At 75.4% G+C, this 25172-nt stretch carries 24 protein-coding genes; 19 read left to right on the top strand and 5 right to left on the bottom strand.

From position 1 onward, the window contains the following. Nucleotides 1-135: 135 nt before the first annotated feature. From V1L54_RS15320 to V1L54_RS15295, 6 genes are all read left to right on the top strand, one after another. Nucleotides 136-528, top strand: a complete 393-nt coding sequence (locus tag V1L54_RS15320) for a VOC family protein (protein ID WP_330118541.1) — start codon at nucleotides 136-138, stop codon at nucleotides 526-528. Between the two features lie 160 nt (nucleotides 529-688). Continuing rightward, complete coding sequence (locus V1L54_RS15315; RefSeq protein ID WP_330118540.1) at nucleotides 689-1267, top strand: DUF5134 domain-containing protein; 579 nt, start codon at nucleotides 689-691, stop codon at nucleotides 1265-1267. Nucleotides 1268-1341: 74 nt separating this feature from the next. Next, a complete protein-coding gene (locus tag V1L54_RS15310) occupies nucleotides 1342-2283 on the top strand; it encodes a M56 family metallopeptidase (protein ID WP_330118539.1) in 942 nt (313 codons plus the stop codon). A gap of 84 nt (nucleotides 2284-2367) precedes the next feature. After that, complete coding sequence (locus V1L54_RS15305) at nucleotides 2368-3042, top strand: phosphatase PAP2 family protein (protein ID WP_330118538.1); 675 nt, start codon at nucleotides 2368-2370, stop codon at nucleotides 3040-3042. A 7-nt stretch (nucleotides 3043-3049) separates the two neighbouring features. Then, entirely contained in the window at nucleotides 3050-3745 is a 696-nt protein-coding gene (locus V1L54_RS15300; RefSeq protein ID WP_330118537.1) for an HAD family hydrolase, read from the top strand. A gap of 149 nt (nucleotides 3746-3894) precedes the next feature. Further along, nucleotides 3895-4554 carry a TetR/AcrR family transcriptional regulator gene (locus tag V1L54_RS15295; RefSeq protein WP_330118536.1) on the top strand — a complete coding sequence of 220 codons (660 nt, stop codon included), beginning with the start codon at nucleotides 3895-3897 and terminating at the stop codon, nucleotides 4552-4554. A 17-nt stretch (nucleotides 4555-4571) separates the two neighbouring features. On the opposite strand, the gene V1L54_RS15290 is transcribed toward V1L54_RS15295, so the two are convergent. Then, on the bottom strand, nucleotides 4572-6056 hold the full coding sequence (locus V1L54_RS15290) for an LVIVD repeat-containing protein (protein WP_330118535.1): 1485 nt from the start codon (nucleotides 6054-6056) through the stop codon (nucleotides 4572-4574). Between the two features lie 345 nt (nucleotides 6057-6401). Here V1L54_RS15290 and V1L54_RS15285 point away from each other — a divergent pair, with 345 nt between their 5' ends. Next, complete coding sequence (locus V1L54_RS15285) at nucleotides 6402-6959, top strand: DUF305 domain-containing protein (protein ID WP_330118534.1); 558 nt, start codon at nucleotides 6402-6404, stop codon at nucleotides 6957-6959. Between the two features lie 258 nt (nucleotides 6960-7217). On the opposite strand, the gene V1L54_RS15280 is transcribed toward V1L54_RS15285, so the two are convergent. Then, the gene (locus V1L54_RS15280) at nucleotides 7218-7577 is read right to left on the bottom strand and encodes an ArsR/SmtB family transcription factor (RefSeq protein ID WP_330118533.1); all 360 of its coding nucleotides are present in this window, start codon (nucleotides 7575-7577) and stop codon (nucleotides 7218-7220) included. Between the two features lie 104 nt (nucleotides 7578-7681). On the opposite strand from V1L54_RS15280, the gene V1L54_RS15275 reads away from it, so the two are divergent. The 5 genes from V1L54_RS15275 (at nucleotide 7682) to V1L54_RS15255 (ending at nucleotide 12893) form a co-directional block, all read left to right on the top strand. Beyond that, nucleotides 7682-8761 carry an NADH:flavin oxidoreductase/NADH oxidase gene (locus V1L54_RS15275; protein ID WP_330118532.1) on the top strand — a complete coding sequence of 360 codons (1080 nt, stop codon included), beginning with the start codon at nucleotides 7682-7684 and terminating at the stop codon, nucleotides 8759-8761. Between the two features lie 122 nt (nucleotides 8762-8883). After that, a complete protein-coding gene (locus tag V1L54_RS15270) occupies nucleotides 8884-9969 on the top strand; it encodes a WD40/YVTN/BNR-like repeat-containing protein (protein WP_330118531.1) in 1086 nt (361 codons plus the stop codon). 94 nt (nucleotides 9970-10063) lie between these two features. After that, nucleotides 10064-10750, top strand: coding sequence for a uracil-DNA glycosylase (locus tag V1L54_RS15265; RefSeq protein WP_330118530.1), 687 nt, complete (start codon nucleotides 10064-10066; stop codon nucleotides 10748-10750). After that, nucleotides 10747-11808 (top strand): N-acetylglucosamine kinase, encoded by a 1062-nt coding sequence (locus V1L54_RS15260; protein WP_330118529.1) that lies wholly within the window; start codon nucleotides 10747-10749, stop codon nucleotides 11806-11808. The genes V1L54_RS15265 and V1L54_RS15260 overlap by 4 nt, the downstream gene beginning before the upstream one ends. Before the next feature lie 119 nt (nucleotides 11809-11927). Beyond that, nucleotides 11928-12893: a sirohydrochlorin chelatase family protein gene (locus tag V1L54_RS15255; protein ID WP_330118528.1), complete on the top strand. Its 966-nt coding sequence runs from the start codon at nucleotides 11928-11930 to the stop codon at nucleotides 12891-12893. A 67-nt stretch (nucleotides 12894-12960) separates the two neighbouring features. Here the strand turns inward: V1L54_RS15255 and V1L54_RS15250 are convergent, their stop codons facing one another. Continuing rightward, a complete protein-coding gene (locus V1L54_RS15250; RefSeq protein ID WP_330118527.1) occupies nucleotides 12961-14037 on the bottom strand; it encodes a lactonase family protein in 1077 nt (358 codons plus the stop codon). A gap of 138 nt (nucleotides 14038-14175) precedes the next feature. Then, entirely contained in the window at nucleotides 14176-14598 is a 423-nt protein-coding gene (locus tag V1L54_RS15245) for a secondary thiamine-phosphate synthase enzyme YjbQ (protein ID WP_330118526.1), read from the bottom strand. Nucleotides 14599-14700: 102 nt separating this feature from the next. Here V1L54_RS15245 and V1L54_RS15240 point away from each other — a divergent pair, with 102 nt between their 5' ends. Then, the gene (locus V1L54_RS15240; RefSeq protein ID WP_330118525.1) at nucleotides 14701-15834 is read left to right on the top strand and encodes an NAD(P)-binding domain-containing protein; all 1134 of its coding nucleotides are present in this window, start codon (nucleotides 14701-14703) and stop codon (nucleotides 15832-15834) included. A 32-nt stretch (nucleotides 15835-15866) separates the two neighbouring features. On the opposite strand, the gene V1L54_RS15235 is transcribed toward V1L54_RS15240, so the two are convergent. Then, entirely contained in the window at nucleotides 15867-16889 is a 1023-nt protein-coding gene (locus V1L54_RS15235) for a LacI family DNA-binding transcriptional regulator (RefSeq protein ID WP_330118633.1), read from the bottom strand. Between the two features lie 374 nt (nucleotides 16890-17263). Here V1L54_RS15235 and rhaI point away from each other — a divergent pair, with 374 nt between their 5' ends. From rhaI to V1L54_RS15205, 6 genes are all read left to right on the top strand, one after another. Next, a complete protein-coding gene (rhaI, locus tag V1L54_RS15230) occupies nucleotides 17264-18427 on the top strand; it encodes an L-rhamnose isomerase (protein WP_330118524.1) in 1164 nt (387 codons plus the stop codon). 62 nt (nucleotides 18428-18489) lie between these two features. After that, nucleotides 18490-20514 (top strand): bifunctional aldolase/short-chain dehydrogenase, encoded by a 2025-nt coding sequence (locus V1L54_RS15225; RefSeq protein WP_330118632.1) that lies wholly within the window; start codon nucleotides 18490-18492, stop codon nucleotides 20512-20514. Nucleotides 20515-20683: 169 nt separating this feature from the next. Next, nucleotides 20684-22120, top strand: coding sequence for a rhamnulokinase (locus V1L54_RS15220; protein WP_330118631.1), 1437 nt, complete (start codon nucleotides 20684-20686; stop codon nucleotides 22118-22120). Then, a complete protein-coding gene (locus tag V1L54_RS15215; protein ID WP_330118523.1) occupies nucleotides 22111-22872 on the top strand; it encodes a (Fe-S)-binding protein in 762 nt (253 codons plus the stop codon). The genes V1L54_RS15220 and V1L54_RS15215 overlap by 10 nt, the downstream gene beginning before the upstream one ends. Before the next feature lie 23 nt (nucleotides 22873-22895). Continuing rightward, complete coding sequence (locus tag V1L54_RS15210) at nucleotides 22896-24389, top strand: lactate utilization protein B (protein WP_443076637.1); 1494 nt, start codon at nucleotides 22896-22898, stop codon at nucleotides 24387-24389. After that, nucleotides 24386-25075, top strand: coding sequence for a LutC/YkgG family protein (locus V1L54_RS15205; protein ID WP_330118521.1), 690 nt, complete (start codon nucleotides 24386-24388; stop codon nucleotides 25073-25075). The genes V1L54_RS15210 and V1L54_RS15205 overlap by 4 nt, the downstream gene beginning before the upstream one ends. Nucleotides 25076-25172 lie beyond the last annotated feature (97 nt).

Here is a 25172-nt window from a genome sequence, read left to right as displayed (position 1 = left end):
CCTCGGGCCGCCCCGCGGCCGCTGCCCGGCGGACGCGCCCCGCGCACGGTCCGTGCGGGTCCGTCCCCCCGGCCGGGGCCGGAGGGCGCCGCGCCGGGGGCGAATCCCGCCGGCAGCGGCACTAGGCTCCGCACCATGGTGCACGTACTGAGCAGCCGGACGCTGCTGCGTCCCACCGACCCCGACCGCTCGCGCGCCTTCTACGGCGGCACCCTGGGACTGGCCGTCCACCGGGAGTTCGGCACCGGGCCGGAGCGCGGGACCGTCTACTTCCTCGGCGGCGGCTTCCTGGAGGTCTCCGGGCGCTCCGCTCAGCCGCCCGCTCCCGGGCTGTGCCTGTGGCTCCAGGTCGCCGACATCGACGCGGCCCACGAGGAGCTCCGCTCCCGCGGGGCGACGGTGCTCCGGGAGCCCCGGCGGGAGCCGTGGGGGCTGGTGGAGATGTGGATCAGCGATCCGGACGGGGTGCGGATCGTGCTCGTCGAGATCCCCGAGGACCATCCACTGCGCTACCGGCCCGGGATCTGAACCGGTCCCGGACCGCCGCGCCCCGCCCCTCACCGCCCGCGGCGTGCCCCGGGCACGCTCCCCGGGTGCCCCCTCGCGCTCCCGTGCCGGGGCACGGCACCGGGCATCCTCCCGGCGGGAACCGGCCGGAGGGGGCCGGGGCGGTCGGGGGAGGTGCGCGGTGCACGGTCCGGAACCGGTCGGCTGGCCGCTGGCGGCGCTGTGCGCCGCGGTGGGCGCGTACTGCCTGCTGCGGATGCGCGACGGCGGGCCCGGGCAGCGGCGGACGGCCGCGGGTGAGGCGCTGATGGGCTTCGGCATGGCGGTGATGGTGCTGCCCGCCCCGGCACCGCTGCCGCCGGCGGCCCTCGCGGTGTTCTTCGGCACCGTGGCGGGGCGGGAACTGCTGCTGGTCCGGCACGCTCCGGCCCACCATCTGCACCATGCCGCCGGTGCGCTGGCCATGGTCCACATGGTGCTCCCCCTGGCCTCCGCGCCGGCCGGGCAGCACGGGGGGCACGGTCCTCATCCGGCCTGGGCACCGGTGGCCGGCTGGGTGCTGCTGGCCTACTTCGCGGGGTACGTGCTGCGCACGGGCGCCCGGCTGCTCCCGGGTCACGGACCGGGCGGCGGCGGCCCGTACGGCGGTGCGGCCGGCACCAGGGGCACCGGGGCCGCGCTGCTGCGGCTGCCGGAGGTGGCGGCCGCCTGCCGGGTGGCGATGGGCATCGGGATGTTCATCATGCTGCTCGCCCCGTGATCCGCCCGTGAGGTGTGCGTCACTTCCCGTCTCCGGCCGGACGTACCGTAGCCGCGAGCTCATAGGCTGTCGTCATGATGGTCGCGCTCGCCCTGCTCGTCCTGGGCGCACTGCTCGCGGCGACGGCGCCGCGCGTACTGGCCCGCGCCTCCTGGCCCGACCGCGAGCCGGTGCTGGCCCTGTGGGCGTGGCAGTGTGTGGTGGTCGCCGTGCTCCTGTGCTGTGTGCTCGCCATGTCCCTGTCCGCGGCGGCGGCCTGGCAGGCGGTGCGCGGGCATGTCTTCGCCCCCGCGCCCAGCCGGGTCGTCGAGGCGTACGGGCTGAGCATGTTCGGCGAGTCCTGGCCCGCGGTGGTGGCGGTGGTGCTCGCCTGCGGCGGCCTGTGGAGCGCCGCGATGCTCGCCCGGGAGATCCGTGCCGCGCGCACCGCGCGCCGCAGGCGGCGGGCCGAACTCCTCGCCCGCGCCCCGGTGCTGCCGGGTGAGGAGCCCGATGCCGGGGAACGGCTGGTGGTGCTGGAGGGCGAGCGCCCGGACGCCTGGTGGCTGCCGGGGAGCACACCTCGTCTGGTGGTCACCACCGCGGCTCTGCGGCGGCTCGGGGGGCGGCAGCTGGACGCGGTCCTCGCCCATGAGCAGGGGCACCTGCGGGCCCGGCACGACTGGCTGTTGAACTGCTCGGCCGCGCTCGCGGCCGGCTTCTCCCGGGTGCCGGTCTTCCGCGCGTTCCGGGACCAGGTGCACCGGCTGGTGGAACTGGCGGCCGACGACATGGCCTCGCGGCGCTGCGGCCGGCTGACCGTGGCACTGGCACTGGTCGGGCTGAACGAGGAGCGCGGGGCCTTCGGCCCGTACGCCCCGCACCACGCCCAGGTGCCGCAGCGTGTCGACCGGCTGCTGGCGGCCGCGCCGCGGCTGCCGGTGCTGCGGCGGGTGCGGCTGACCGCGCTGGCCTCCCTGGTGCCGCTGGTCCCGCTGGTGGTGGCCTTCGTCCCCGGACTGCGGGCCCTGGGTTAGCACAGGCTCCGGAGGGTAAACGGGTGACCACCCGCGCGGCGCACCGGGCGGTCCGGAAGCCCCCTCTCGGCGACGATCGGAACCATGGCCTCCCCCCGCTCCCCCTCCCCCCGCTCCACCGCCCTGGCGTGCACCGCGGTGTCCGCCGTGCTCGCGCTTCTCGTGGTGGCGGGGTGGGACCCGCTGCTGGCGTTCGACGCCCACGTCGCCTCCGAGCTGCACCGCACGGCACTCGCCGAACCCGGCTGGACGCGGCTCAACCGCCTGCTGTCCGACTGGGTCTGGGACACCTGGACCATGCGGGCCCTGCTGGTCGCGGTGTGCCTGTGGCTGCTGCTGTGCGGGGCGGTCCGGCTGGCGGTCTGGGTCGCGGGCACCGGACTCGCCGGCACCCTTCTCCAGCAGGCCCTGAAGGCGCTCTTCGACCGCGACCGGCCCCGGTGGGAACAGCCGGTGGACTCCGCCCAGTTCGCGGCGCTGCCCTCCGGGCACGCCATGACGGCGGCGCTCACCTGCGCGCTGCTGCTGTGGCTGGTACGGCTGCGCGGAGCCCGGCCCGGAGTGCGCCGGGCCGTGCTGTGGGGCTGCGCGGTCACCGTGGTGGGCGTGGGCTTCACCCGGGTCTACCTGGGGGTGCACTGGCCCACCGACGTCGTCACCGGCTGGCTGCTGGGCATCGCCGTGGCCGCGGCCTCGGCCGCCCTGTGGCGGGCCCGCGCCGCCCGGCGCGCTTGGCCCCGGGAGTCCCGGCCGCGATGATCTCCCCATGGCTGTCATGGGTGTGCTCTTCGATTTCTCCGGGACCCTGCTGCGCGTGGAGCCGGCCGAGGACTGGCTGCGCGCCGCCCTCGACGAGACGGGAACCGTCCTGCCCGACGGCGAGCGGGCCGTCCTGGCGGCCGCCCTGGAGGAAGCCGGCGCGCTGCCGGGCGGCGACGCCCCCCGTACGGTGCCGCCCGGGCTTCGGGAGCTGTGGCGAGAGCGCGACCGCAGCGCCCGGCACCACCGCGCCGCCTACACCGCGCTGGCCCGGCGGGTGCCGCTGCCCCGGCCGGAGTTGTACGAGGCACTCTACGAGCGCCACATGCGGCCCGAGGCCTGGCACCCCTACCCCGACACCGCCGGAGTGCTGGGCGCGCTGAGGGAACGCGGGGTGCCGGTGGCGGTGGTCAGCAACATCGGCTGGGATCTGCGCCCGGTGTTCCGGGCCCACGGTCTGGACTCCCTGGTGGACGCCTATGTGCTCTCCTTCGAGCACGGGGTGCGGAAGCCGGAGCCGGAGATCTTCCGGCTGGCCTGCGGTGCCCTGGGGGTGCCTCCCGGCCGGGCCCTGATGGTGGGTGACGACCGGCACGCGGACGCCGGAGCCGCCGCGCTCGGCTGCGCGGTGCACCTGGTCGAGCACCTGCCCCACGACCGGCGGCCCGACGGGCTGCGGCCGGTGCTGGAACTCCTGGACTGAGCGGGCGGGCCGGACGGGAGAAGGGCCGGTCTCGGGCGATCCCCCGCGTCGCCCGAGACCGGTGTTCGCCCGGGCGGGGCCGACTCGCCGCCCGCCCGGGGGTCACTGAGTATATTGGCCGACAGCCAGTCAACCCAGGAGTTCTCAGGATGTCCCCTCGCAGCGCATCGGTCAATGAGGAGATGCGCAGGCGTTCCCGGGAGAAGCTGCTGCAGGCGACGGTGGAGCTCGTCGACGAGCGGGGTTACGAGGCGACCACGCTGGGAGACATCGCCGACCGCGCGGGGTCGGCGCGCGGGCTGGTGTCCTACTACTTCCCGGGCAAGCGGCAGCTGTTGCAGTCGGCCGTGCACCGGCTGATGCACCGCACCCTGGCCGAGGCGCTGGAGCGGGATCCGCGCCCGGCGGGCCCGGACGCCGGGCGGGAGCTGCTGGCCCGCGCGGTCGACGCCGTCCTCGGTCTCGCCCGCGACCGGCCGACCCTGATGCGCACGCACATGGCGGGGATCCTGCAGCAGGAGGGGTTCGTCCGGTGCGAGGAACAGCAGCGGCTGGCCGCGCTGCTGCGCGAGGTCGTCGTCCGCTACGGTTCACGCGATCCGGACACCGACTACCCGATGCTGCGCGCGCTGCTCATGGGCGCCGTCGTGGCCATACTGCTGCCCGGGGCGCCGATGCCGTCGGCCCGGCTGCGCGCCGAGCTGTTCGGGCGGTACGGACTGGACTGGGAACTGGGGTTCCCGCCGGACGTCCCGGAGCCCGGGGCACCCGGCGGGAACGGCACGCTACCGCCGGCCGGCCGGCGGTAGCGTGCCGCGGTGGTGCGTCAGCGGTAGTCGGGCTGGGTCTGGGCGTTGAGCTCTCCCAGCCGGACGCGCTCGGCACCGGCGGTGCGCCGGTCCCGGATCTTCAGGACGTCGAAGCCCTTCTGGATGTCGTTCGAGTAGATGTGGCCGTTGTAGTAGTACGCCGACCAGGAGCCGCCGATGGCCTCGGAGTCGGCCAGCGGGCCCCTCTCGAAGTAGCCGATCTCCCTCGGCCGGGTGGAGTCGGTGAACTCCCAGACGGACACTCCGCCCTGGTACCAGGCCTGGACCATGATGTCGCGGCCCCTGACCGGGATCAGCGAGCCGTTGTGGGCGACGCAGTTCTCGGTGTCGGCCTGGTGCCGGGGGATCTTGAAGTAGCTCTTGAAGACCAGCTCGCGCTGGTCGCCCCGGCCGGTGATGTGGTAGATGCCGTTGGCACCGCGCTTGTCGCCCACCTCGGCGTTGCAGGTGGCACCGGCGCCACCGCCGAGCTCGTCGGTGAAGACGACCTTCCCGCCGTTCTCACTGAAGGTCGCCGAGTGCCAGAACGCGAAGTTCTCGTTGTCCTGGACCCGGTCGATGACCCGGGGCGCGGCGGGATCGGAGACGTCCATCAGGATGCCGTCGCCCATGCAGGCGCCCGCGGCGATCCTCAGCTTCGGGAAGACGGTGATGTCGTGGCAGCCCGTGGTCGGCACCATGGCGCCGGGGTTCTCGGGCGGGCCCGGGTTTCCGCCGTCCGGGAACAGGACGGGGAAGTCGACCACGGACGCCTTCTCCGGTGCCCTGCGCGGCACCTTGACGACGGAGATGCCGTCGTGCGGCGGCTTGCAGTCGGGGAAGGTCTCGTCCGGGAAGTAGGACGAGACGTAGACGTAGACGTTCCCGCGCCCGGGCATCAGCGTGTGGGTGTGCGAGCCGCAGGCGGTCTCGACGGAGGCGACGTACCGCGGGCTCCGCTTGTCGCTGATGTCGAAGACCTTGATGCCCTCCCAGGAGCTCTTCTCCGTGGCCGGCTGCGGGGTGCTGCTGCAGGAGTCGTCGCTGCGTGAGGAGTCGGTGGAGAGGAAGAGCAGGTCGCCGGAGACGGATATGTCGTTCTGCGAGCCGGGGCAGAGGACCTGGCTCACGATCCTCGGCGACTTCGGGCGGCTGATGTCGTAGACGGTGAAGCCGTCGTAGTTGCCCGCGAAGGCGTAGCGGCCCTGGAAGGCCAGGTCGGTGTTGAAGCTCTTCAGGTCCCCCTTGGGCAGGTTGGCCAGATGGGAGATGTTCCGGCTGTGGACGATCTCGTCCACGGCGGGCGTCTCCCCGCTCCGGGCGGCGGTCCCGGCCGCCGTCCGGTCCTGTTCCGACGCCTTCCCCGACTTCGCCGGCGGTTCACCGGGGTCGGGGATGGCCGCCGCCGGTCCGGCGGCGAGGAGTGTGGCCAGCAGGCCGAGTGCGGCCGCTGTCGCTCCGAGGCGTCTGCGCCGTGTGCTGTGTCCCGTCAACGACGTCACTGCGCTCCTCCGTCTCAGTTCCCTCTCGATCCGCGTTCCCCCGCTCCGAGTTGAACGGTCGCGGACCCGGGCAGTATGACTCTTCCCAGGTCCGTACCGACAGGGGAAAACGAACATGTTGCCGAAACGGCGGGCCGGGACGCGTCCGTCCGTGCCAGGATCGGGGGGACCGGCGTATCACGTGTCGCAGGAGGAACGGTGACCGACCGTCACATGCCCCGGAGCTCCGGCCGTGCGCTTCCGGCCGTCCTGGTCGTCCTGGCCGTCCTGACGGGGCTGGCCGGCTGTGACGGCTCCGGGGAATCCGGGGACTCCGGAAGAGCGGCACCCGGCGGGAGGCCTTCCGTGATCGCTCCCGGGAAGCCGGGAGAGGCCGCCGAGACGCTCTCCGCCGAGGAGGCCGGGAAGGCGGGCGAACGCAGCCGGGCCGAACCCAACGCGGCGGACTTCTCGTATGTCTCCAGGATGATCGAGCACCACGGGCAGGCGCTGGTGATGACCGAACTGGCCGGTGAGCACGCCCGTTCCGGCGGGGTGCGCCGGCTCGCCGAGCGGATCGACGCGGCCCAGCGGCCGGAGATCTCGGTGATGCGTGCCTGGCTCAAGCGCCACGGCCGCGCGGAGGACGGCGGCACCCACGACGGCCACGGCGAGCACGGCGGCGAGCCGATGCCGGGCATGGCCACCGAGGCACAGCTGGCGCGCTTGCGGACGGCTCGCGGCGAGGACTTCGACCGGCTGTTCCTGAAACTGATGATCGCCCACCACGAGGGCGCCGTGACGATGGCGAAGGACGCCGTGACCGAGGGCCGGGAGACCCAGGTCGAGGAGATGGCCGGCGAGGTGGCCGTCCAGCAGAGCGCCGAGATCGGCCGGATGCGCGCGCTGCTGCGGGAGCTCTGACGCCGGGGCGGGGGTTCCGCCCCGGCCGGCTCGCCTTCCGCCGAGTCCCTCCGCACCCCTCCGGCGGCCGTTCGTCATCAGCCGGACGCCGCCGACAGCCGACCGGTCCGCTCCACGGGGGAGGAGCGGCCTTCCGGCGCCCCGCACGGCGCCGATCCGTCCGGAAGACCGGGCTTCCGTACGGCCCCCGGGCCACGCAGGGCGACGTTCCCGCGCCCGCTCACCGGCCCCGGCGGGGCCGGAGCCTCCGCGCCCGGCTCACCCGCCCGTCCGGGCCGCCTGCCGGTGAGCCGCGGTGAGCACGCTCTCCAGCAGGCCCGGGAAGAGCAGGTCCAGATCACCGCGGCGCAGGGCGCTCACCTTCGCGGTGCCCCGGTAGCACTGGCGGATCACCCCGCTCTCGCGCAGCACCCGGAAGTGGTGGGTGGTCGTGGACTTGCTGACCGGTACCTCGAAGACCGAGCAGGCCAGTTCCTCCTCCGTCGCCGCCAGGGTGCGGACGATCTGGAGGCGTACGGGGTCGGAGAGGGCGTGCAGAACGCCCTCCAGCCGGATCTCGCCGAGGGCCGGATGGTCCAGTTCCCGGGCGGCGGGCGGGTTCGGGGAGCGGGGCGTCACGGCTCCATAGTACGAGAACTCTCGTAGTTTGACATCTGCCGTACTACGACGTCTATCGTATGAGCGCCGACAGACCGAGACCACCGACCCCTGAGGAGTCTGCCGTGAGCGCTCTCTTCGAGCCCTTCAGCCTGCGGTCACTGACCGTGCCCAACCGCGTCTGGATGTCCCCGATGTGCCAGTACTGCGCCGAGCCCACCGGTCCGGAGGCGGGCACGGCCGGCGACTGGCACTTCGCCCACTACGCGGCCCGGGCGGTCGGCGGGGCGGGGCTGGTCCTGGTGGAGGCCACCGCCGTCTCCCCCGAGGGCCGCATCACCCCCGGCGACCTGGGCATCTGGAACGACCGGCAGGCGGCGGCACTGCGGCGGATCACCGGCTTCCTGAAGGAGCGGGGCACCACGGCGGGCATCCAGCTCGCCCACGCCGGGCGCAAGGCGTCCACCGACGCCCCCTGGCGCGGCGGCGCGCCGCTGGGCGCCGGTCAGGGCGGCTGGCGCCCTCTCGCGCCGAGCGGGGTGCCCTTCGCCGAGGGGCACCCGGTCCCCCGGGAGCTGTCGGAGGAGCGGCTGGAGGAGGTGGTGGGGCAGTTCGCCGACGCCGCGCGCCGGGCGCTGGCCGCCGGCTTCCAGGTGGCCGAGGTCCATGGCGCGCACGGCTACCTGCTGCACGAGTTCCTCTCCCCGCTCGCCAACCGGCGCACCGACGCCTACGGCGGGAGCTTCGAGAACCGCGTCCGCTTCCCGCTGCGGGTGGTGGCCGCCGTCCGCGAGGTGTGGCCCGGGGAACTGCCGCTGTTCTTCCGCGTCTCGGCCACCGACTGGCTGGCGGACGGCTGGAACGCCGACGAGACCGTACGGCTCGCCGCCCTGCTGCGGGAGCACGGCGTGGACCTGCTGGACGTCTCCACCGGCGGCGTCGCGCCCGGGGCGCGGATCCCGGTCGGGCCAGGCTACCAGGTGCCCTTCGCCGCACGGGTGCGGGCGGAGACCGGACTGCCGGTGGCGGCGGTCGGCCTGGTCACCGAGCCGGAGCAGGCCGACAAGATCGTCGCGAACGGCGAGGCGGACGCGGTGCTGCTGGGCCGGGAGCTGCTGCGCGACCCGTACTGGCCGCACCGCGCGGCGCGGACGCTGGGCACCGCGCCGGCCCGGCTGCCGGACCAGTACGCCTGGGCGCTCTGACCTCCCGCTCCGGCCCCCCGCGGGGACCGGAGCGCCTCCGGGGCCCGCTCGCCACCGGCCGTTGTCAGTGCCGGGGTGCAGACTGACGCCCCGACAGGCAACGGCGTCCCGGAGGTACTGGCATGACCGACGTACTGCTCGCGGTGGGCACGCGCAAGGGGCTGTTCCTGGCCCGTCGGCGCGGTGGCGACTGGGAGTTCGGCGATCCGCTCTTCACCGCGCAGGCGGTCTACTCCGTCGCGATCGACGCCCGGGGGCCGACGCCCCGGCTGCTGGCCGGGGCCGACAGCGCCCACTGGGGGCCGTCGGTCCTCCACTCCGACGACCTGGGGGCCACCTGGCACGAGCCGAAGCGGCCCGCGATCCGGTTCGGCTCGGACACCGGCGCCTCGCTGGAGCGCGTCTGGCAGCTCCGGACCGCCGGGGACGGCGCGCCCGGTGTGGTGTACGCGGGGACGGAGCCGGGGGCGCTGTTCCGCTCGGAGGACGGCGGGGAGACCTTCGAACTGGTCCGCGGGCTGTGGGAGCACCCCACCCGGGAGAAGTGGCAGCCGGGCGGCGGCGGGCTGGGGCTGCACACGATCCTGACCGATCCGCGCGACGAGGGCTCGCTCACGGTGGCCGTCTCCGCCGGCGGCGTCTACCGCTCCGGGGACGGCGGTGCGAGCTGGGCACCGTCCAACACCGGGGTGGAGGCGGTGTTCCTGCCGGACCCGTTCCCGGAGTTCGGGCAGTGCGTGCACAAGATCGCCCGGGACGCGGCCGATCCGGACCGGCTGTACCTGCAGAACCACTGGGGGGTGTACCGCAGCGACGACGCGGGCGCCACCTGGTCCCCGGTCGCCGACGGGCTGCCCTCCACCTTCGGCTTCCCCGTCGCCGCGCACCCCCGGCGCGGCGGGGTGGCGTACCTGTTCCCGCTCAACGCCGACAGCGACCGGGTGCCGGCCGGGCGGCGCTGCCGGGTGTACCGCACCGAGGACGCGGGCGCGAGCTGGCAGCCCCTCTCCGCCGGACTGCCCGGGACGGACCACCACGGGCCGGTGCTGCGGGACGCCCTGTGCACGGACGACGCCGACCCGGTGGGTGTCTACTTCGGCAACCGCAACGGCGAGGTGTTCGCCAGTGCCGACGAGGGCGACAGCTGGCGGCGGCTGGCCGCCCAGCTGCCCGACGTGCTGTGCGTACGGGCGGCGGTCCTGGGTTGACCGGACAGGACCGGCGGGGGCCGGGCTGACGGCCCGTCGGATGATCGGCGGATCGGGCGGTGGACGGCGCGCCGAGCCAGTAGAGTGACCGCCCGTGGCAGCACGAACAGCACGACCCCTGAACGAGATCGTGGAAGCGGGCTGGGCCGGGGCGCTGGAGCCCGTGGCCGGGCGCATCGCCGCGATGGGCGACTTCCTGCGCGCGGAGATCGCCGCGGGGCGCACCTACCTGCCGGCCGGACCGAACGTGCTGCGGGCCTTCCAGCAGCCCTTCGACGACGTCCGGGTCCTCATCGTGGGCCAGGACCCCTACCCCACCCCGGGGCACGCCATCGGCCTGAGTTTCGCGGTGGCCCCCGAGGTGCGCCCGCTGCCCGGCAGCCTGGAGAACATCTTCCGGGAGCTGCAGAGCGACCTCGGGCTGCCCCGCCCCTCCAACGGGGACCTCACCCCGTGGACGAGGCAGGGGGTGCTGCTGCTCAACAGGGCGCTGACCACCGCGCCGCGCAGGCCCGCCGCACACCGGGGCAAGGGCTGGGAGGAGGTCACCGAACAGGCGATCCGGGCCCTGGTGGAGCGCGGCAAGCCGCTGGTGGCGGTCCTGTGGGGGCGGGACGCCCGGAACCTGCGCCCGCTGCTGGGCCCGTTCCCGGCGGTGGAGTCGGCGCATCCCTCCCCCATGTCGGCGGACCGCGGGTTCTTCGGTTCACGGCCGTTCAGCCGGGCCAACGAACTGCTGGCCCGGCAGGGCGCGGAACCGGTGGACTGGCGCCTGCCGTGACCAGGTGGCTCCTGGGGGTCGACTCGGGCGGCTCCGGGCTGCGCCTCGCCCTGGCCCGGGCCGGTGAGGGCACCGCCGGCGGGGACGGCGACGGCGACGGCGGCACGGCGCCGGTGCCGGTGGGCACCGACACGGTGGACGAGCCGGTGCGCACCGGATCCACGGGCATCGACCCGCACCATCTGCTGGAGTTGGTGCTGCCCCGGGCCCGGAGGCTGCTGGCGGCCGCCGCGGGACGGAACGGCGGGACCGGGGCGGTGATCGACACCGTGTGCGTGGGGGCGGCGGGCATGGCGACGCTCGGCGGCGGGCTGCGGGCCGTACTGCCGAAGGCGTTCGCGGCGGAGTTCGGCACCCGGTGCACGGCACTGGCCGCCGACGCCGTGACCGCGTACGCCGGGGCGCTGGGCGAACGGCCCGGCGCGGTGGTCGCCGCGGGCACCGGGATGGTCGCCATCGGCACCGACCTGCGCACCTGGCGGCGGGCCGACGGCTGGGGCCAGTTGCTGGGCGACTGCGGCGGCGGGGCCTGGATCGGCCGGGCCGGCCTGGAGGCCGCGCTGCGCGCCCACGACGGGCGGCCGGGCGGCTCGGCCGCCCTGCTCGCCCGCGCCGAGGCCGTCTTCGGCCCGGTGACCGCGCTGCCGGGGAAGCTGTACCCGCGCACCGACCGTCCGGCCGTACTGGCGTCGTTCGCGCCCGAGGTGGCCCGGCTCGCCGGGAAGGACCCGGTCGCGGCACGCGTGATGGACGGGGCCGCCGCCGAGATCGCCATGAGCGCCGCCGCCGTCTGCCCGGCGGCCGGGGCGGCCGGCGACTCCGCGGACGACACGGCGGACGGCGGCCGCGTCGCCCTGACCGGCGGGCTGCTGCGGCTCGGTGAGCCGCTCCTCGCCCCGCTCCGCCGGGAGCTGGCCGCCCGGCTGCCGCGGGCCCGGACCGTGCCCGCGGCGGGCGGACCACTGGCCGGGGCGCTGCTCGTCGCCGGCCGGCTGTCCCGGGGCTCACTGCGGCTGCCCACCGATCCGGAGCTTCTCGGTGTAGTGCACACCGAGTGAGCAATGTGACCGGTACACCCCGGTCCGTGACCACGACTCGCGGGAGGAAAGCGGACAGAGCGGAAATGCCGCGCCCCGCCCGAACAGCCGGACCCCGCAAGGCATTAGCATGCGGCGCCATGAGCACCCCCACTGGGCCCGCGAATGGCCTGCCCGTACGAATGCCGCGTCCCCGCCAGCCCGGACGGCACCGCCGGCCGGAGCCCGTCGTCGCGCCCGAGGGTGCGCCCGTGCTGGTACTGGCCGTTCCCGGGGTGCCCTCCGGCACCGTCCGCGGTCTCGCCGAGGAGGTCGTGAGCATAGCCCGCTCCGAGCTGCCCGGGCTCGACGCCCGGATCGGTTATGCGGACGGCGACGACGAGGAGTTCCCCGCGCTGCGGAGCGTGCTGGCGCAGGCGGCCGCCGAGCACTCCGCCCGTGCCTCCGCCGTCGCGGCGGCGACGGACGGCGGGGAGGACACGCCTCAGGAGAGCGCCGAACAACCCCCGCGGCCCCGGCTCCAGGACGCTCCGCCCGCCGTGGTCGTCCCCCTGCTCGCCGGTCCGGACAGCGCGCAGATGCGCCGCATACGCCAGGCCGTGCTCGCCGGCGGCTCCGGTGCCGAGCTGACCGATGTACTCGGCCCGCACCCGCTGCTCGCCGAGGGCGTCCACGTACGGCTGTCGGAGGCCGGACTGGCCCGGGCCGACCGCGCCCGGCTGTTCACCGTGGCGACCGCCGCGGACGGCATCATCCTGGCCGCCATGGGCGGCGAGGAGGCGGTGCAGGCGGCCGGGATCACCGGCATGCTGCTGGCCGCCCGGCTGGCGGTGCCGGTGCTGGCCGCCGGTCTGGACGAGGACGGCTCCGTCACCCGTGCCGCCGCGCAGCTGCGCGAGGCCGGCGCCCAGCAGCTGGCGCTGGCGCCCTGCCTGATCGGCCCCGAGATTCCCGAGGGTCTGCTGGAGTCCGCGTCGAAGGAGGCGGACTGCCCCGCCGCGGAGCCGCTGGGCTCCTACACCGCGGTGGGCAGGCTGGTCGCCTCCACCTACGCCGCGAAGCTGGGTATCGCCCAGCGCCCGCAGCAGGGGGCGCCGGCCCACTGACCGGGTCCGCGCCCCCGCCCGCCGGGCCCGCGCCGGCCCCGGTGGGCCCGGGGCTCCGGCCGGCCCGTCAGCCGAAGACGACGCAGGTGGCGGCGGGCACCCCGACCGAGCCCGCCCGGTGCGGCACACCGGTGTCCGGGTCGAGGTCGAACCAGGTCACGTCGCCCGAGCGCTCGTTGGCGGCGTAGAGCCTGCGTCCGGCCGGGTCGAGGGCGAGGTCGCGCGGCCAGTGCCCGCCGCACGGGACGGTCGTGACCGGTTCCATGCCCTCGCCGTCCGGGTCCAGGGCCAGTACGGCGATGCTGTCGTGTCCGCGGTTGGCGGCCCAGGCCCAGCGGCCGTCGGCGGAGATCACCAGCTCCGAGGGGTAGTTCTCCTTCGCCCCTCCCCCGGTGTCTCCGGCACCACCGGCGTCCGCCGGCAGGGTGCCGACCGTCCCGGCCGGCTCCAGGGTGCCGGTCTCCCGGTCCCAGCGGCAGCAGGTCACGGTGGAGTCCAGCTCGTTGATCACATAGGCCCGGTCGCCGCGCGGGTGGAAGGCCAGGTGCCGCGGTCCGCTGCCGGGCCGCAGCGGCGTCCGGGCGTGGTGGCGCGGAGCGGCCCCGGCGTGGTCGAGCCGGTAGACCCACACCGCGTCGGCACCGAGGTCGACCGCCAGCAGCCAGCGCCAGGAGGCGTCGGCCACCACCGCGTGGGCGTGCGGCCCCTCCTGCCTCTCGCGCACCGGGCCGGAGCCCTCGTGCGGCAGTACGGCGGGCTGTGCCCCGAGAGCGCCGTCGGGCCGCAGCGGCAGGCAGCTGACGCTTCCGGAGGTGTAGTTGGCGGTGATCAGCTGTCCGGCGGCGCAGGTCAGATGGGTGGGACCCGCCCCGCCGACGGACACCGCCGGGCCGGCCGGGACCGGCCGGTCGGGATCGGCCAGGGAGAGCGCGGCGGCACGGCCGTCCTCGGTCTCGCTGACCGCGTAGAGCATGCCCGCGCCCGGTCCGAGCGCGAGGTACGAGGGGTCGGCCACCGCGTCGGTGTGCCCCAGTACGGTCAGTGCTCCGGTGTCCGGGTCGACGGCGGCCGTGGTGATGCCGCGTCCCCCCGCCGAGGTGTAGGACCCCAGGTACGCCCGCCGTCCGCCGTCCGTTCCGCTCACCGCTCCACCCTCCGTGCCCGGCGATCAGTTCCCGGGCGACCGTAGCACCCGGCCCCGGATCACTGGGAACGCTTCCACTCCCGGCGGGGCGCCGGGCGGGCGTCCCGCCGGGCGGGCCCTGGCGGCCGGTCCGGGCCGTCAGGCCAGGAAGGACAGCCGCACCCGGCGTTCGGGATTGTCCCCGTTGGTGTCCACCAGGCAGACCGACTGCCAGGTGCCCAGCTCCAGCCGGCCGCCGACCACCGGCAGGGTGGCGTGCGGCGGGACGAGGGCGGGCAGGACGTGGTCGCGGCCGTGCCCGGGGCTGCCGTGCCGGTGGCGCCAGCGGTCGTCGGCGGGCAGCAGGTCGCGCAGCGCGGCGAGCAGGTCCTCGTCGCTGCCGGCGCCGGTCTCGAGGACGGCCACGCCGGCGGTGGCGTGCGGGACGAAGACGTTGAGCAGGCCGTCGCGGCCGTCGGCCACCTCGGCGAGGAACCTCTCGCAGTCGCGGGTGAGGTCGGCGACGGTCTCGCGCGAGCCGGTGGTCACCCGGAGGACGCGGGTCGTGAAGTGATCGCTCATGTCCCCATCCTGACGCCTCGTGGCCCGCCACCGCGCACCCTCCCGCCGTTTTCCGGGCGACCGCGCGGGAAGTTCCGGGCCGCCCCGATGGTTGGCCGGGACATGAGGTTCCCGGAGTCCGGACACGAGGTCGAGGCCGTGGTCGTCGGCGCCGGGCAGGCGGGCCTGTCCGGCGCGTACCATCTGCAGCGGGCCGGCTGGGAGCCCGGCCGGGACTTCGTCGTCCTGGACGGCTCCCCGCGCCCCGGCGGGGCCTGGCAGTTCCGCTGGCCCACCCTCACCTACGGCCGGGTGCACGCCATGAACGCGCTGCCGGGCATGGCGCTGACCGGTGCCGACCCCGGACGTCCGTCCGCCGAGGTGATCGGGGAGTACTTCACCGCCTACGAGCGCGCCTTCGGCCTGCGGGTACGGCGCCCGGTACGGGTGCGCGCGGTGCGCGAGGCCGGGGACGGGCGGCTGCGGGTGGAGACCGACGCGGGCGTGTGGACCACCCGGGCGCTGATCAACGCCACCGGCACCTGGGAGCGGCCGTTCTGGCCCCGGGTGCCGGGCCAGGAGACCTTCGCGGGCCGCCAGCTGCACACCGCCCGGTACCGCGGACCGGAGTCCTTCGCGGGCGAACGGGTGGTGGTCGTGGGCGGCGGCACCTCCGCCGTCCAGCATCTGCTGGAGATCTCCCGGGTGGCCGCCGCCACCACCTGGGTGACCCGCCGGGAACCGGTCTTCACCGACGGCCCGTTCGACGAGGAGCGGCGCCGCGCCGCGGTCGCCCTGGTGGCGGAGCGGGTGCGGGACGGGCTGCCGCCGCGCAGTGTCGTCTCCGTGACGGGCCTGCCCCTGACCGAGGAGATGCGGCGCGCCCGGGAGAGCGGGGTGCTGCGGCGGCTGCCGATGTTCGACCGGATCGCGCCGGGGGGCGTGGTGTGGGACGACGGGCGCGCGGTGGCGGCCGACAGCATCGTGTGGGCCACCGGTTTCCGCGCCGCGCTCGGCCATCTGGCGCCGCTGGGGCTGCGCGAGGCGGGCGGCGGCATCCGGCTGGAGGGCACCCGGGTGGTCCGCGATCCGCGGATCCACCTGGTCGGGTACGGCCCTTCGGCGAGCACCATCGGAGCCAACCGGGCCGGCCGGGCGGCGGTCCGCGAGCTCCGCGCGCTGCTGTCGTCCGGAAGCGCCCGCGGGCCCGCGGGCGGCGACGGGCCGGCACCGGCGGGGACGGCGGAGGCCGCCTGAGACACGCGCTGACCCACCGCCGCGGCGGTGGGTCAGCGGTGGGCGGCGGAGATGCTGGAGTCGCGTACGACCAGTTCGGGCTGGAGCACGATCTTCTGGTGCCGGTGCCGGTACCGTGCGGCGTCCTCGCCGGTCTCCTCGATGAGCAGGTCGGCGGCCGTCCGGCCCATCCGGTAGGCGGGCTGCCGCACCGAGGTGAGGGGGACGGCCGCCGCCGCGGCGAACTCGATGTCGTCGTAGCCGACCAGCGCCATGCCGTCCGGTACCGGGACCCCGGCCGCGAACAGCGTCTGCAGCACCCCCAGGGCCAGCAGGTCGTTCGCGCAGAACACCGCCGTCGGACGCGGCGTCATGCCCAGCAGCCGCGCCCCGGCGTCCCGTCCCGCCGCCACGTCCAGCCGCTCGCCCTCGACCAGGGTCAGCGCCTCCGGGGGCAGCCCGGCCTCACGCAGGGCCGCCAGGACCCCGGTGTGGCGGTCGCGGCACTGGGACAGCTGCATCGGTCCGCTCACGTAGACCAGTTCGCGGTGCCCCTGGGCGAGCAGGTGCCGCGCGGCCAGCGTGCCGCCGGTGACGTCGTCGACGGAGACCGAGCAGCACTCGTCGCCGGAGACCAGCCGGTCGACCATGACGTAGGGGATGCCGTGCCGCCGGAAGTCGGCCAGGCTGCGGCCGGTGGTGTCGGCCGGGGTGATCAGGACGCCGCGCACCCGCTGCTCGGCGAAGAGGGAGAGGTAGTCGGCCTCCTCGGCCGGGCTCTGGGCGCTGTTGCACAACATCACCCCCAGCCCTTCCTCCCGTGCCGCGCGCTCGGCGCCGGTGGCGACGTCGGCGAAGAAGGGGTTGGCCATGTCGAGCACCAGCAGTGCGATGATCCGGCTGCGCCCCGCGCGCAGCTGCCGCGCCGACTCGCTGCGCACGTAGCCCAGCTGGGTGATCACCGCCTGCACCCTGGTCCGGGTCTCCTCGGCGACCATCTCCGGGCGGTTGATGACGTTGGACACGGTGCCGACCGACACACCCGCCCGACGTGCCACGTCCTTGATCCCCACCATGCGCGCCACGAGCCCCGACCGTCCCCTGACCTGTGTCGTCCGCGGCTCCTGCCCCGGGCCGCGCGCCCATGCTACGCATCCGCGGTGGCGGCGCGGCACCGTCCGCACCCGGGGCCGCGGGGAAGCCCGCCGCGCAGACCGGCCGACGGCCCCGGCGTCGACGGTCGACATGAATGGTTTCAACAGCTATCCGGACAGCAGGACGGCACCCGGACCGCGCCACTGGGCGCGACCGGCCGGAAACCCGGCCGACGACCGCGGGCAGTGCCACGAGCGCGCCGGGATCCCGCCCTCTTGACACCCCCGCCGGGCACCCATAGCTTTCGCCTGATGAAACGATTCACAACACCTCCGGCAGTCAGGAGCCCTGACGCATGACCGCCGCCACGGCCGCAGTGAAGGCGGCCCTCAAGGAGCAGTCCGTCGAGACCCCCTCGTGGGCCTACGGCAACTCCGGAACGCGTTTCAAGGTCTTCACCCAGCCCGGCGTCCCGCGCACCCCGCGGGAGAAGCTCGACGACGCGGCCCGGGTGCACGCGCACACCGGCGTCGCACCGACCGTGGCCCTGCACATCCCCTGGGACCGGGTGGACGACTACGCGGCCCTGGCCGGGTACGCCGAGGGACTGGGGCTGCGGCTGGGGACGATCAACGCCAACGTCTTCCAGGACGACGACTACCGGCTCGGCAGTGTCTGCCATCCCGATCCGGCCGTGCGGCGCAAGGCCCTGGACCACCTGCTGGAGTGCGTCGACATCATGGACGCCACCGGCTCCCGCGACCTGAAGCTGTGGTTCGCCGACGGCACCAACTACCCCGGCCAGGACGACATCCGCGCCCGCCAGGACCGGCTGGCCGAGGCACTGGCGGAGGTGTACGGACGGCTGGGCGACGGGCAGCGCGTGCTGCTGGAGTACAAGCTGTTCGAGCCGTCCTTCTACACCACCGACGTCCCCGACTGGGGCACCGCCTACGCGCACTGCCTGCGGCTGGGCGAGAAGGCGCAGGTGGTGGTGGACACCGGCCACCACGCACCGGGCACCAACATCGAGTTCATCGTGGCGGTGCTGCTGCGCGAGGGGAAGCTGGGCGGTTTCGACTTCAACTCCCGCTTCTACGCCGACGACGACCTGATGGTCGGCGCCGCCGATCCCTTCCAGCTCTTCCGGATCATGTACGAGGTGGTGCGCGGCGGCGGCTACGGGCCGCGGACCGCGTTCATGCTCGACCAGTGCCACAACATCGAGCCGAAGATCCCCGCGATCATACGCTCGGTGCTGAACGTCCAGGAGGCCACCGCCAAGGCGCTGCTGGTCGACCGCGAGGCACTGGCGGCGGCCCAGCGGGACGGGGACGTGCTCGCCGCGAACGCCGTTCTGATGGACGCCTACAGCACCGACGTACGGCCGCTGCTGGCCGAGGTCCGCGAGGAGGCGGACCTGGACCCGGACCCGGTCGCGGCGTACCACCGCTCGGGGTGGGCCGGGCGGATCGCGGCGGAGCGCAGGGGCGGGCAGCAGGCCGGCTGGGGGGCGTGAGGAGCACCGTGACGGAGCACACCGCAGAGGACACCGTGGAAGACGCCGGAGAGCACGGCGCGGTGGTCGGGGAGCTGCTGGCCCGCTCCCACCGGCTCGGCGCCGATCCGCGCAACACCAACTACGCGGGCGGCAACACCTCCGCCAAGGGCACCGCCACCGACCCCGTCACCGGCGGCGAGGTGGAGCTGCTGTGGGTCAAGGGCTCCGGCGGCGATCTGGGCACGCTCACCGGGCGGGGTCTGGCGGTGCTGCGCCTGGACCGGCTGCGCGCCCTGCGGGATGTCTACCCCGGGGCGGAGCGCGAGGACGAGATGGTCGCCGCGTTCGACCACTGCCTGCACGGCCGGGGCGGCGCGGCCCCGTCCATCGACACCGCGATGCACGGCCTGGTGGACGCCGCGCACGTCGACCATCTCCATCCCGACTCCGGCATCGCGCTGGCCTGCGCGGCCGACGGCGAGAAGCTGACCGCCGAGTGCTTCGGCGACCGGGTGGTGTGGGTGCCCTGGCGCCGCCCCGGCTTCCAGCTCGGCCTGGACATCGCCGCGGTCAAGGAGGCCAACCCGCGGGCGATCGGCTGCGTACTGGGCGGGCACGGCATCACCGCCTGGGGCGAGAGCTCCGCGGAGTGCGAGCGCAACTCCCTGGAGATCATCCGCACCGCCGGGGCGTTCCTCGCCGAGCGCGGCCGGCCCGAGCCGTTCGGCCCGGTGATCGAGGGATACGAGCCGCTGCCGCCGGACGAGCGCCGCGCCCGCGCCGCCGCGCTGGCCCCGTACGTACGCGCCGCCGCCTCCGCCGACCGGCCGCAGGTCGGGCACTTCACCGACTCCGCGGTGGTACTGGACTTCCTCTCCCGCGCCGGGCACCCGCGGCTGGCCGCCCTGGGCACCTCCTGTCCGGACCACTTCCTGCGCACCAAGGTCCGCCCCCTGGTGCTGGACCTGCCGCCGACCGCGCCCCTGGCGGACGCGGTGGCACGGCTGGAGGAGCTGCACGAGGAGTACCGCGCGGAGTACCGGGCCTACTACGAGCGCCACGCGCGGCCGGACTCCCCCGCGATGCGCGGTGCGGACCCGGCCGTCGTCCTCGTCCCCGGCGTGGGGATGTTCTCCTTCGGCCGGGACGGGCAGACCGCGCGGGTGGCGGGCGAGTTCTACGTCAACGCGATCAACGTGATGCGCGGCGCGGAGGCGGTCTCGGCGTACTCCCCCATCGAGGAGTCGGAGAAGTTCCGCATCGAGTACTGGGAGCTGGAGGAGGCCAAGCTGCGCCGGATGCCCGCACCGGCGCCGCTGGCCACCCGGATCGCGCTGGTCACCGGCGCGGGCTCGGGGATCGGGCGGGCCATCGCGCGCCGGCTGGCCGCCGAGGGCGCCTGCGTGGTGGTCGCGGACGTCGACACGGCGGCGGCCGAGGCGGTGGTGGACGAACTCGGCGGCCCCGACCGGGCCGTGGCCGTGGGGATGGACGTCACCGACGAGGAGCGGATCGGGGCGGCCTTCGACGCGGCCGTCCTCGCCTTCGGCGGAGTGGACCTGGTGGTCAACAACGCGGGCGTCTCCGTGTCGAAACCGCTGCTGGAGACCACCGCCGCGGACTGGGACCGGCAGCACGCGATCATGCCCCGCGGCTCCTTCCTGGTCTCCCGGGAGGCCGCCCGGGTCATGGCCGCGCAGGGGCTGGGCGGCGACATCGTCTACATCGCCTCCAAGAACGCGGTGTTCGCCGGCCCGGACAACATCGCCTACGGCGCCGCCAAGGCCGACCAGGCCCACCAGGTGCGGCTGCTGGCGGCCGAGCTGGGCGGGCTGGGGATCCGGGTCAACGGCGTCAACCCCGACGGGGTGGTGCGCGGCTCCGGCATCTTCGCGGGCGGCTGGGGCGCGCGGCGTGCGGCCCTCTACGGGGTGCCGGAGGAGGAACTCGGCGCGTTCTACGCCCGGCGCACCCTCCTCAAGCGGGAGGTGCTGCCCGAGCATGTGGCGAACGCGGTGTTCGCCCTGGTCGGCGGCGAGTTGTCGCACACCACCGGGCTGCTCGTCCCGGTGGACGCCGGGGTCGCCGCGGCGTTCCTGCGCTGACCGGCGCCGTCCGTCCGGCCCGCCCGTCCTGCCCACCCCGCCGTCCTGCCGTCCCGCGCGTCCCCGGGAGGTTCCCGTGCCCTCCGTACCCCCTGCGTCTCCTGCGTCCGGTTCCTCCGGGCCCCTCTTCTTCGCCGCCGTCGACCTGGGCGCCTCCAGCGGGCGCGTCATGCTGGGCGCGGCCGGACCCGGCACCCTCCGGCTGCGCGAGGCGCACCGCTTCCCCAACCGCCCGGTCCGGGTGGGCGGGACCCTGTACTGGGACATCCTCGCCCTGTACCGGGGCGTGCTGGACGGACTGCGGGCGGCGGGCCGGCTCCTGCCCGGGCCGGGGCGCCTGGCCTCGGTCGGCATCGACTCCTGGGCGGTGGACCACGGCCTGCTGGACCCCTCGGGCACCCTGCTGGGCAACCCGGTGCACTACCGGGACGGGCGCACCGCGGGAGCCGCCGAGCGGGCCGCGGCCGTCATGCCGCCCGAGGAGCTGTACGCCGCCACCGGCCTGCAGCACCAGCCGTTCAACACCCTCCACCAGCTTCTCGCCGCGCGGGGCACCCCCGTGCTGGCCGCCGCCCGGCACCTGCTGCTGATCCCCGACCTGATCGCGTACTGGCTGACGGGCGAGATGGGCACCGAGCTGACGAACGCCTCGACCACCCAGCTGATCGACCCGCGCACCGGCGACTGGTCACGGCCGGTCGCGGAGGCGTTCGGTGTCGACCTGTCGCTGTTCCCGCCGCTGCGCCGGCCGGGCGACCCGGCGGGCGAGCTGTCGGCGGAGGTGCTCCGGGAGTGCGGGCTGACCGGGCCGGTGCCGGTCACGGCCGTCGGCTCGCACGACACCGCCTCCGCCGTGGCCGCCGTCCCGGCGGAGGGCCGCGGCGACGGGCGGTTCGCGTACGTCGCCACCGGCACCTGGTCGCTGGCCGGTGTGGAGCTGGACGCGCCCGTGCTCACCGGGGAGTCCCGGACCGCCAACTTCACCAACGAGCTGGGGGTGGACGGCACGGTCCGGTACCTGCGCAACATCATGGGCCTGTGGCTGCTCCAGGAGTGCCTGCGCGCCTGGGAGTCCGGGGCCGGGGGCCGGGATGTCCGGCTGGAGACGCTGCTGCGCCGGGCGGCGAAGGCGCCCCCGCTGCGCTCGGTGGTGGACGCGGGCGATCCGGGCTTCCTGGCCCCGGGCCGGATGCCCGAGCGCGTCGCCGAGGCCTGCCGCCGTACCGGTCAGCCGGTACCCCGCGATCCGGCCGAGACGGTCCGCTGCGTACTGGATTCCCTGGCCCTGGCCCACCGGCGGGCGGTCGCCGACGCGCGGCGGCTGTCGGGCCGGGAGGTGGCGGTGGTGCACCTCGTCGGCGGCGGGGCGCGCAACGAGCTGCTGTGCCGGCTGACAGCCGACGCCTGCGGGCTGCCGGTGGTCGCCGGGCCGGCCGAGGCGGCGGCCCTGGGCAACGTCCTGGTCCAGGCCCGGGCCGCCGGCGCCCTCCACGGCGGCCTGGCCGAGCTGCGGTCGCTGCTGCGGTCCACCCGCTCGCTGCGGCACCATGAGCCCATGGGTGACCGGGACGCCTGGCGGCGGGCGGAGGCCGCGGTATGCGGGTAGCGCTGTTCGTGACGTGTGTGACCGACGCGCTCCACCCGGGCACCGGGCGGGCCACCGTCACGCTGCTGGAGCGGCTGGGGGTGGCGGTGGACTTCCCCCTGGCGCAGAGCTGCTGCGGGCAGCCGCAGTTCAACACCGGATACCGGCGCCAGGCCGAACCGCTGGTGCGTCGCCACGCCCGGGCGTTCCGCGGGTACGAGTACGTCGTCACCCCGTCCGGCTCGTGCGCGGCGATGGTGCGGGAGAACCACGCCCGCGTCGCCGGCGGCGCCGGTGACGCCGCCCTGGAGCGGGCCGCGGCCGAGGTGGCGGCGCGGACGTACGAGCTGAGCGAGTTCCTGGTGGACGTGCTGGGGGTCACGGACGTGGGGGCGTACTACCCGCACACCGTCACCTACCACCCGACCTGCCACGGGCTGCGGGCGCTGGGTCTGGGCGACCGGCCGCGGCGGCTGCTGGCGGAGGTGCGCGGGCTGGAGCTGGTGGAGCTGCCGGGGGCCGAGGAGTGCTGCGGTTTCGGCGGGACCTTCGCGGTGAAGAACGCGGCGGTGTCGGCGGCGATGGGGGCGGACAAGGCGCGCGCGGTCGAGGACACCGGCGCGGCGGCGGTGTGCGCGGTGGACGACTCCTGTCTGACGCACCTCGGCGGCATCCTGGCCCGGCGCGGCTCGGCGGCCCGGCCGGTCCACCTCGCCGAGATCCTGGCCGCCACCGAGGACACCGGCGGGAACGGCGCGGACGGTGGCGCGTGACGGGGGGCCGTACGTACCTGGGCATGCCCGCCTTCCCCGCGGCCGCCGCCGAGGCCGTCCGGGACGCGCGGCTGCGCGGCAATCTGCGGCACGCCACCGGCACCATCCGCGCCAGGCGCGCGCGGGCGGTGGCCGAGCTGGACGACTGGGCGGCGCTGCGGGCGGCCGGTGCCGCGGTCAAGGACCGCACGCTGCGCCATCTCGACCACTACCTGGAACGGTTGGAGGCGGCCGTCACCGCCGCGGGCGGCACCGTCCACTGGGCGGCCGACGCCGACGCGGCCAACCGGATCGTCACCGCCCTGGTGGAGGCCACCGGCGAGCGGGAGGTCGTGAAGGTCAAGTCGATGGTCACCCAGGAGACCGGCCTCAACGCCGCCCTGGCCGAGGCCGGGATCCGCGTCTGCGAGACGGATCTGGCCGAGCTGATCGTCCAGTTGGGCGACGACCTGCCCTCGCACATCCTGGTGCCGGCCATCCACCGCAACCGGGGCGAGATCCGCGACATCTTCCGCGAGCGGATGGGCGAGTGGGGACTTCCGGCGCCGGAGGGCCTGACCGACGAACCGGCCCGGCTGGCCGAGGCCGCCCGGCTGCACCTGCGGGAGAAGTTCCTGCGGGCGAAGGTCGGCATCTCGGGGGCCAACTTCATGGTCGCCGAGACCGGCACCCTGGTGGTGGTGGAGTCGGAGGGCAACGGGCGGATGTGCCTGACCCTGCCCGAGACGCTGATCTCGGTGGTCGGCATCGAGAAGGTGGTGCCCACCTGGCGGGACCTGGAGGTCTTCCTCCAGCTGCTGCCGCGCTCCGCCACCGCCGAGCGGATGAACCCCTACACCTCGATGTGGACGGGCACCGCGGGCGCCGGGACGGACCCGGAGACGGCCGACGGCCCGCGCGTCTTCCACCTGGTGCTGCTCGACAACGGCCGCACCGACGCGCTCGCCGACACCGTCGGCCGCCAGGTGCTGCGCTGCATTCGCTGCTCGGCCTGTCTGAACGTCTGCCCGGTCTACGAGCGGGCCGGCGGGCACGCCTACGGCTCGGCCTATCCGGGCCCGATCGGCGCGGTCCTCACCCCGCAGCTGCGGGGCACCGCGACGGAGCTGGACGCCTCGCTGCCGTACGCCTCCTCGCTGTGCGGCGCCTGCTACGAGGTCTGCCCGGTCGCCATCGACATCCCCCGGGTCCTGGTGCACCTGCGCGAACGCGTCGTCGAGGGCGGTGCGGTGACGGTACGCGGAAAACGGGTGACGCTGCGGCCCGCGCGGGGTCACGCGGCCGAGCGGGCCGCGATGCGCGCCGCCCGCTGGGCCCTCGACCATCCCCGGGCGCTGCTGGCGGGTCAGCGGCTGGCCTCCCGTACCCGCCGGCTCCATCCGCGGCGGCTGCCGGGACCCGGCCGGGCGTGGACGGCGGACCGCGAGCTGCCCGGGGTGCCCGGGGAGTCCTTCCGCGCCTGGTGGCTGCGCACCCGGGGCGCCGGGAGCGCCGGAGAGGAGGGGGACGGGCGATGAGCGACCGCGAGGTGGTGCTGGACCGGATCCGCCGGGCCCTGCGGGACGTACCGCGCTCCGAGACGCCCGAGGACGTGCCCGTGGCCCGGGAGTACGCCCGGGCCCACGTCCCGGACGGCACCGGGGGCTCCGGGGCTGCCGGGGACGCCGGGGCACTGGCGGACCTGCTGGCGGAGAACCTGGCCGACTACCGCACCCGGGTGCACCGCACGGACGCCGACGGGCTGCCCCCGCTGCTGCGCCGGCTGCTGGCGGAGCGCGGCAGCCGCACGGTGCTGGTGCCGGCCGGTCTGCCGCCGTGGTGGCTGACGGCCGCGGTCGCCGACGGGCCCGGCGCCCCTGTCCGCGTCCACGACCGGGCCGGCGCCACGGCGCACGAACTGGACGCGGTGGACAGCGTGGTGACCGGGTGCGCGGTGGCGGTCGCGGAGACCGGCACGATCGTCCTGGACGGCGGTCCCGGCCAGGGACGCCGCCGCGTCACCCTGATCCCGGACCACCACATCTGCGTGGTCGAGGTGCCCGGCCAGGTGGTGGCCTCCGTCCCCCAGGCCCTGGAGCGGCTCGTCCCCACCCGTCCGCTGACCTGGATCTCCGGTCCGTCGGCCACCAGCGACATCGAGCTGAACCGGGTCGAGGGCGTCCACGGGCCGCGCACCCTGGAGGTGGTCCTCCTGGCGGAGTGACCGGACCCGGCGCCGTCACTCCACCGGCGGAGCCGGGCTGCTCCGTCGTCGCTCCGCACCCTGCGTCACCGTGCGTGGCCCCTTGTCGCGCACGGCG

This window comes from Streptomyces rubellus (assembly GCF_036323805.1).
In the GTDB taxonomy this organism is placed as follows: domain Bacteria; phylum Actinomycetota; class Actinomycetes; order Streptomycetales; family Streptomycetaceae; genus Streptomyces.
The sequence above is the reverse complement of the archived record's forward strand: the minus strand, read 5'-3'. Positions and strand labels throughout refer to the sequence as shown.